Below are 7,106 nucleotides of genomic sequence, written 5' to 3' on the forward strand. Positions count from 1 at the left end.
CGGGCCCCGCGAGCCCGGCACGCCGTTCCGAACGAGAGGCCCTACGGCCGGGGCAGCCCCAGCGACCTCCTGAGGAAGTCCACCTGGAGCAGCAGCAGGTTCTCGGCGACCTGCTCCTGCGGGGTCATGTGCGTCACCCCGCTCAGCGGCAGCACCTCGTGCGGACGCCCCGCCGACAGCAGGGCGGAGGAGAGCCGCAGCGCGTGGGCGACCACCACGTTGTCGTCGGCCATGCCGTGCACGATCATCATCGGCCGCACCTGGCCGGCCGGCTCCGACAGGCCCTCGTCCGTCACCAGGGAGTTGCGGGCGTACACCTCCGGCTGCGCGGCGGGGTCGCCGAGATAGCGCTCGGTGTAGTGGGTGTCGTACAGCCGCCAGTCCGCGACCGGGGCGCCGACGACCGCGGCGTGGAAGACGTCGGGGCGCCGCAGTACCGCGAGCGCGGAGAGGTAACCGCCGTACGACCAGCCGCGCACGGCCACCTTCGAGAGGTCCAGCGGGAAGTCCCCGGCCAGCGCGTGCAGCGCCTCGACCTGGTCGTCGAGGGTCAGGGTGAGGTCGTCCCTGACGGCCTTCTCCCAGCCGGGTGAGCGGCCCGGTGCGCCCCGTCCGTCTGCGACGATCACGGCGAAACCCTGGTCGGCGAACCACTGGGACGTGAGGTGCGGGTTGTGGGCGGCGACGACCCGCCTGCCGTGGGGCCCGCCGTAGGGGTCCATCAGCACAGGAAGCGGACCATCAGATTCCGTATAGCTGGTGGGGAGCAGCACGGCGCACGGGATCCGCCGTGCGCCCCCCTCCGTGAGCCGCACCCGTGCGGTCAGGACCGGTTCCTGGGCGAGGTTCGCCACCGCCGCGATCCGCTTGCCGTCCCGCAGCACCCGGACGGTCACCCCGGGGTGCTCCAGGGAGGCCGAGACCAGCACGGTCACGCCGCCCGCGCGTACGGCGGAGTGCACCCCGGCACCCTCGCTGACGCGCTCCACGCCCAGCTCGTTGACCCGGTACACATGGCTCTGCCCGGTCTCCGGGTCCGCCGCGCCCTCGCCGGCCGTCGCCTGCACCAGGATGTCCGACTCCCCGATGTCCAGCACCGCCTGGATGTGCAGCCGGTCACCGGTCAGCGGCCGGTCGCCGACGGAGAGCACCCGCGCGCCGCCCTCGTCGGCGATCCGCACCAGCTGTCCGTCAGGGGCCCACGCGGGCACCCCGGCGAACAGATCGAGCCAGATCTCGTCCTCGTCGACGTGCACCGTGCGGGTCGCGCCGCTCTCCGGGTCCACGGCGAGATGCAGCTGGCTGCGCTGGTCGCGGGCCTGCACCAGGAGCAGCGGGGCGCCGCCGGAGGACCAGTGCACCCGCGCCAGGTAGGGGAAGCGGGACCGGTCCCAGAGGACCTCCGTGCGGCTCCCGTCCAGATCCGTCACGAAGAGCCGCACCTCGGCGTTCGGCGTACCCGCCGCGGGGTAGCCGGTCTCGGCCGGCCTGCTGCCGGGGTGCGCGGGATCCGCGATCCACCACCGCTGTACGGCGCTGTCGTCGACTCTGGCGACCAGCAGGCGGTCCGACTCCGGGGACCACCAGAAACCGCGGTAGCGGCTCATCTCCTCGGCCGCGACGAACTCCGCGAGCCCGTACGAGGTGTTCGCGTCCTCAGGTTCGGCGACCGGGCGGTCGCCCTCGCCCTCCGCCCCCACGACGCGCAGCGTGCCCCGCGTCACATAGGCGATGTGCCTGCCGTCCGGGGAGGGGCGCGGGTCGATCACCGGGCCCGGCACCGGCAGGGCGCGCGCCGTGCCCGCCCTCAACTCGGCGACGTACACCTTGCCGGAGAGCGCGAACGCGGCCAACTCGGCCGCCCCGTCGACCGCGTAGCCCACGATTCCCGCCGAGCCGTCCCGGGTCCGCTCGCGCCGAGCCCTCTCCTGCGGCGACAGCTTCTCCGCCGAACCGCCCAGCAGCGCGCCGGGATCGGCGGCGACCCGCTCCTCGCCCGTCCCGGTGTCCAGCACCATGAGCCTGTTCGCCCGGTCGGTGCCGGAGGCCGAGCGGAGGAACAGCACCCGCGTCCCATCCGGTGAGACGGTGAAGGCCCGGGGTGCGCCGAGAGTGAACCTCTGGGTCCGGGCGTGCTGGCGGGGAAAAGACAGCTTCTGCGAGGTCATGGCACTGAACCTAGCTCCCGGCCGATGGTCCGTGCGCCCCTCGTGCTGCTGTGCCCCGATCAATGCGTCGGCACGGATAGTTATGATCCGTAGCGCTCGGTGGGTAAGAACCCGCTGGCTCCATGTGTGCTGCCTGTCCCGACCGTACTGATGGAGGTGAACCGCCGTGGCACTCTCGATTTCGGCGGTGGTGCTGCTGGCGATCGTCGTCTTCCTGCTGATCCGGAAATCCGGACTGAAGGGCGGACACGCGGTGGTCTGCATGTTGCTCGGGTTCTACCTGGCGAGCTCGTCGATCGCGCCGACCATCTCGGAGGTGACGTCGAACGTGGCAGGAATGATCGGGGGCATCAAGTTCTGACGCGCCCGCCGCCGGGCGCGGAGCCGGCCCGCGGCGTCCGGTGGCGCCGGCCGTCCCCGTCCTCGCGGTGCGTTCGGCCTGCGGGGCGGGCGGCTCGTAGGGTGGTCCCATGAAGGACCTTCCCCGCCGCCGTCTGCTCCTGGTGCACGCGCACCCCGACGACGAGTCGATCAACAACGGCGCCACCATGGCCAGGTACGCGGCCGAGGGCGCCCACGTCGCCCTCGTGACGTGCACCCTCGGCGAGGAGGGCGAGGTCATCCCACCGGGCCTCGCACACCTCGCCCCGGACCGTGACGGCGGCCTGGGCGACCATCGCGCCGGTGAACTCGCCGACGCGATGCGGCGGCTCGGGGTGACCGACCACCGGCTCCTCGGCGGCCCCGGGCGGTACCGCGACTCCGGAATGGCCGGCACCGAACAGAACCGCCGGCCCGGTGCCTTCTGGGACGCCGACCCCGACGAGGCGGCCGGCTTCCTCGTCGGAGTGATCCGTTCCGTGCGCCCTCAGGTCCTGGTCACGTACGACCCCGACGGCGGCTACGGCCATCCCGATCACATCCAGGCGCACCGCGTCGCCATGCGCGCGGCGGAACTCGCCGCCGATCCCGGGTACGACGCCGGGGCCGGGGCCCCGCACACCGTCGCCAAGATCTACTGGAACAGGGTGCCGCTCTCCGTCGCCGAGGAGGGGTTCGCCCGGCTGCGGGAGACCGCTCCCGACGCCTTCCCCGGGATCGCCTCGATCGACGACGTGCCCGGTGTGGTGGACGACGCGCAGATCACCACGGAGATCGACGGTTCGGCGTACGCCGACGCCAAGACCGCGGCCATGCGGGCGCACGCCACACAGATCGCCGTCGACGGACCGTTCTTCGCTCTTTCGAACGACCTGGGGCAGCCCGTCCTCACGACCGAGTACTACCAGTTGGTGCGAGGGGCCGTCGGCGGGGACGATGGCCTCCGGGAGCACGACCTCTTCGCGGGCGTGCCGGACGCGGCCCTCGCACCGGGAGCACAGACATGAGCAGCAGGCAGAGACCGCGCGCCTCTTCGGAGTCGCCGCGTACCAACGCCCCGCCCAGGAGCCCCGAGCCGAGCGGGCTCGCGGCGCCGCCCCGCCCGGCGCGGATTCCCCTGTACGTGGGACTCGCGGTCCTGGGCGCCGCCGTCGGGTCGGCGGGCGCGCTCGTCCAGGCGGCCCTGTTCCCGGGCGGGTTGCTGCTCGCGCTCGCCGCGTCGGCCGGACTGTTCTACGGCGGACGGGTGCTGACCGGGACACAGCTCGGCGCGCTGGTACCGGCGGTGGGGTGGTTCATCTCCGTCGTCCTGCTGCTGGGCGGGCGGCCCGAGGGCGACTTCGTCTTCGGCCAGGAGATCGGACTGGCGCTCTTCATGCTCGGCGGGATGGCCGCTGCTGTGATGTGTGCCACGATGTCGCGGTTGCCGTATCCGGCCATCGGCACCGGCCGACCTGGCATGTGATGCGGTATATCCGCCCCCGCATCGACCCTCCGCGCGGTGATGGGTGCATCCTTGATTCCCCCACGCGCGGAAAGTCCTACGGTGGCGGCCAGTATGGTGGTGCGCGCGCCGAGCCGTCCCCTGGCCTGCGACATGGGGGAAGTACGGGCGGCGGAGCCAATCGGGAGAACCTGCTTTGAGTCGTGAAACTGACAGTTCGTCCTCAGGCCCCCAGGGGCGCGGCGGAGCCGCGTACCCGTCGGGTACGCCGCCGTACGGATCACGCCAGTATCCGTCGCTGCACCCGTCAGCGGACGGGACGGAGGAGACTCCGGAGCCCGCGGATCCGCCGCAGCCCGAGGAGCCCAGAACAGAGACGACGCTGACGACGCGCATCCGGATCAACATCCCGGGCTCGCGTCCGATCCCGCCTGTCGTCATGCGTACGCCGATGAGTGAGACGGACGCGTCGGGCGGACGCCCGGCCACCGAGCGGACCGGGAACACCCCGAGGCCCGGCGCACCCGCGCCGTCCCCCGGCGGAGCGCCCGGCCCCGACACCCGTGACGGCGCGCCCGCCGCCGAGACGCCGCCCGACAAGCCGGCCCGGGAGAAGGGCACCGGCAGCGACTGGTTCGCCCCGCGCAAGGCGCCTGCTCCGGGCACGCCGGGATCGGCCCCGGGTCCGGGCTCCGGCGGCTCCGCGCCCACGCCGCCCCACGCCGACGCGCCGTACTTCTCGGACGGTCCGCAGCAGCCCGGCGGCGGTCAGGGCGGGAGTGCCCTCGACGGGCTCGGCGCGGGCGGCCCCGGCGGTCCGCGGCCCGCGTCCGGCCCCGGTACCCGCCCGGGCGGCCCCGGCCCCTCCGGGCCCACCACCGGTCCGGTCACCGGCAGTTCGTCGCTGACGCCGAACCTCGACAACCTGCCGGGCGGCCCGTCCGGCGCCCGTCCGGGCGGCCCCGGCGGTGTACCGCCGAGGATGTCCGACGACACCGCGATCCTGACGCCGCAGGCTCCGGCCCCCGGTTCCCCCGGCCCGGGCTTCTCCGGCCCGGGCCCTTCCGGCCCCGGTGGGAACGTCTCCGGTGACACGCTCACCAGCGGCATCCCCGTCATCCCCTCCGATTCCCGCCCGGCGTTCCCGGGAGGTCCTGGCGGCATCCGGCCGCCCGAGGGTGCGACGGGCGGCGGACCGGCCGACCGGGGCGCCCCGGCCACCGCGCCCCGGCCCGCTCCGAAGGCCGCGGCGCCCGCGAGGAAGGGACGGTCCAAGTCCGTACTCCTGGGCGCGGCCGTCTTCGTGCTCTGCGGCGTGGCCTACGGCGCCGGGCTGCTGATGAACCACTCCGAGGTCCCCAAGGGCACCACGGTGCTCGGTGTCGACATCGGCGGCGGCTCGAAGGAGGAGGCGGTCACCAAGCTCGACGCCGCCCTCGGCAAGCGTGCCCAGGCGCCCCTCCAACTGTCCGTCGACGGCAAGGAGGAGGAACTCGCCCCGGACAAGGCCGGTCTCACCCTGGACAGCCAGGAGACCGTCCGTGGTGCCGCGGGCAGCGACTACAACCCGGTCTCGGTGATCGGATCCCTGTTCGGCGGGGCGCGCCCCGCCGACCCGGTGATCCCGGTCGACGAGGAGAAGCTCGGGGTCGCGCTGACCGACCTCGCGGGCGCCTCCGGTTCGGCCAACGACGGCACGATCCGGTTCGAGCCGAACAAGGCCGTCGCCGTCCCCGGCAAGGCTGGCAAGTCCCTGGACGTCAACCGGTCGATGATCTCGGTGCGCGACGCGTACCGTGCCCAGGTCCAGACCGGCAAGGCGACCGTCGTCGAACTGCCGGTCGCCGCAACCGAGCCCACCATCAGCCAGGCCGAACTTGACCGTGCGATGAAGGAGTTCGCGGAGCCGGCGATGTCGGGTCTGGTGACGATCAAGGCCGGGCCCAAGCAGATCGACTTCGGCCCCGCGCGGTCCCTGCCGCAGATCCTGTCCATGAAGCCGGTCGACGGCAGGCTGGTCGAGGTCTACGACAAGAAGGCGATCGACACCCTGCTGGACGGCGTGTTCGACGGGATCATGATCACCAAGGCCGACGGGAAGCAGCACCAGGTCGGTGCTGACGACGTGGCCCAGGCCATGCAGGGCGCACTGCTCGGCAAGACCCCCGCCGAGCGGACGGTCGCGATCAACCTGACCGGCGAGGGCTGATCCTCCGAGCCGCAACCGTGCTGCCGTCCGCCCCCGCCCGGCCTCCGGGCGGGGGCGGACGGCGTGTGACACCCGGTGGCCGAGGGAAGGCGCGTGCCGGGGCGGGTGCGCGACCATCTGGGTACCGCCTCGCTGAGGGGGCCGTACGAAGGAGAGGGACCCGTGTCCATCAGATGGAGTCTGACGATCGACTGTGCGGACCCGGCGGCACTCGCGAGGTTCTGGGCGTCGGCGCTCGGATACGTGGAGAAGCCCCCGCCCGGCGGATTCGGGAGCTGGGAGGAGTGGTTCGCGCACCACGACGTCCCGGAGGACGAGTGGAACGACGGCGCCTACCTGTCCGACCCGGACGGCACGGGGCCGAGCCTGTCCTTCCAGAAGGTGCCGGAGCCGAAGACGGCGAAGAACCGCCTGCACCTCGACGTGCAGGCCGGCGGAGGGCGCGAGACGCCGTGGGAGACGCGCTGGCCGCGGGTGGCCGAGACGGTGGAGAGGCTGAAGGCGGCCGGCGGGACCGTGATCTGCGAGTACGGATTCGGGGGGCGCCCCGACCACGTGATGATGGCCGATCCGGAGGGCCACGAGTTCTGCGTGCTGTGAAGGGAACGGGACCGAACAGCGCGGGGCTTCGAGCGGCACCGTGTTCGAACGGCGCGGGGCCCGGCCGCGTTCGCGGCCGGGCCCCGTTCCTACGCCCGATTGCGGGTGGAGCCCTCTCGGCACGACAGGCACGAGAGGCAGGACTCCGCCGTTTCTACGGGAAGGACACCACCTGGGAGGGAACGGTCGACGTACCCGAGGTGGGGGAACCGGTGTTGTTGATGACGTGTTCGTACTGTCCTTGGCCGCCGAGGGAGACGACGAGGAGGTCGTGGAACTTGACTCCGGGTTTGACGGGTGCCTG

At 72.8% G+C, this 7,106-nt stretch carries 6 protein-coding genes; 5 read left to right on the plus strand and 1 reads right to left on the minus strand.

From position 1 onward, the window contains the following. Nucleotides 1–41: 41 nt before the first annotated feature. Nucleotides 42–2,168: a prolyl oligopeptidase family serine peptidase gene (locus AB0I83_RS29245; RefSeq protein WP_363306790.1), complete on the minus strand. Its 2,127-nt coding sequence runs from the start codon at nucleotides 2,166–2,168 to the stop codon at nucleotides 42–44. Between the two features lie 166 nt (nucleotides 2,169–2,334). On the opposite strand from AB0I83_RS29245, the gene AB0I83_RS29250 reads away from it, so the two are divergent. The 5 genes from AB0I83_RS29250 to AB0I83_RS29270 all read left to right on the plus strand — a co-directional run bounded on the left by AB0I83_RS29250 (nucleotide 2,335) and on the right by AB0I83_RS29270 (nucleotide 6,802). Next, nucleotides 2,335–2,529, plus strand: a complete 195-nt coding sequence (locus tag AB0I83_RS29250; protein WP_014154257.1) for a hypothetical protein — start codon at nucleotides 2,335–2,337, stop codon at nucleotides 2,527–2,529. Between the two features lie 109 nt (nucleotides 2,530–2,638). After that, nucleotides 2,639–3,556 carry an N-acetyl-1-D-myo-inositol-2-amino-2-deoxy-alpha-D-glucopyranoside deacetylase gene (mshB, locus tag AB0I83_RS29255; RefSeq protein WP_356844250.1) on the plus strand — a complete coding sequence of 306 codons (918 nt, stop codon included), beginning with the start codon at nucleotides 2,639–2,641 and terminating at the stop codon, nucleotides 3,554–3,556. Then, a complete protein-coding gene (locus AB0I83_RS29260) occupies nucleotides 3,553–4,014 on the plus strand; it encodes a DUF6113 family protein (RefSeq protein ID WP_363306792.1) in 462 nt (153 codons plus the stop codon). The genes mshB and AB0I83_RS29260 overlap by 4 nt, the downstream gene beginning before the upstream one ends. A 430-nt stretch (nucleotides 4,015–4,444) precedes the next feature. After that, nucleotides 4,445–6,202 carry a hypothetical protein gene (locus tag AB0I83_RS29265; RefSeq protein ID WP_363306793.1) on the plus strand — a complete coding sequence of 586 codons (1,758 nt, stop codon included), beginning with the start codon at nucleotides 4,445–4,447 and terminating at the stop codon, nucleotides 6,200–6,202. 162 nt (nucleotides 6,203–6,364) lie between these two features. Next, complete coding sequence (locus AB0I83_RS29270; protein ID WP_363306794.1) at nucleotides 6,365–6,802, plus strand: VOC family protein; 438 nt, start codon at nucleotides 6,365–6,367, stop codon at nucleotides 6,800–6,802. Nucleotides 6,803–7,106 lie beyond the last annotated feature (304 nt).

It is taken from the genome of Streptomyces sp. NPDC049970 (assembly GCF_040660235.1).
Lineage (GTDB): Bacteria > Actinomycetota > Actinomycetes > Streptomycetales > Streptomycetaceae > Streptomyces.

What these genes read in the sequence shown, in the direction of transcription:
- AB0I83_RS29265 (WP_363306793.1), top strand. Translation starts at nt 4,445, where the DNA reads ATGAGTGAGACGGACGCGTCGGGCGGACGCCCGGCCACCGAGCGGACC.
- mshB (WP_356844250.1), top strand. Translation starts at nt 2,639, where the DNA reads ATGAAGGACCTTCCCCGCCGCCGTCTGCTCCTGGTGCACGCGCACCCC.
- AB0I83_RS29245 (WP_363306790.1), bottom strand. Translation starts at nt 2,168, where the DNA reads ATGACCTCGCAGAAGCTGTCTTTTCCCCGCCAGCACGCCCGGACCCAG.
- AB0I83_RS29260 (WP_363306792.1), top strand. Translation starts at nt 3,553, where the DNA reads ATGAGCAGCAGGCAGAGACCGCGCGCCTCTTCGGAGTCGCCGCGTACC.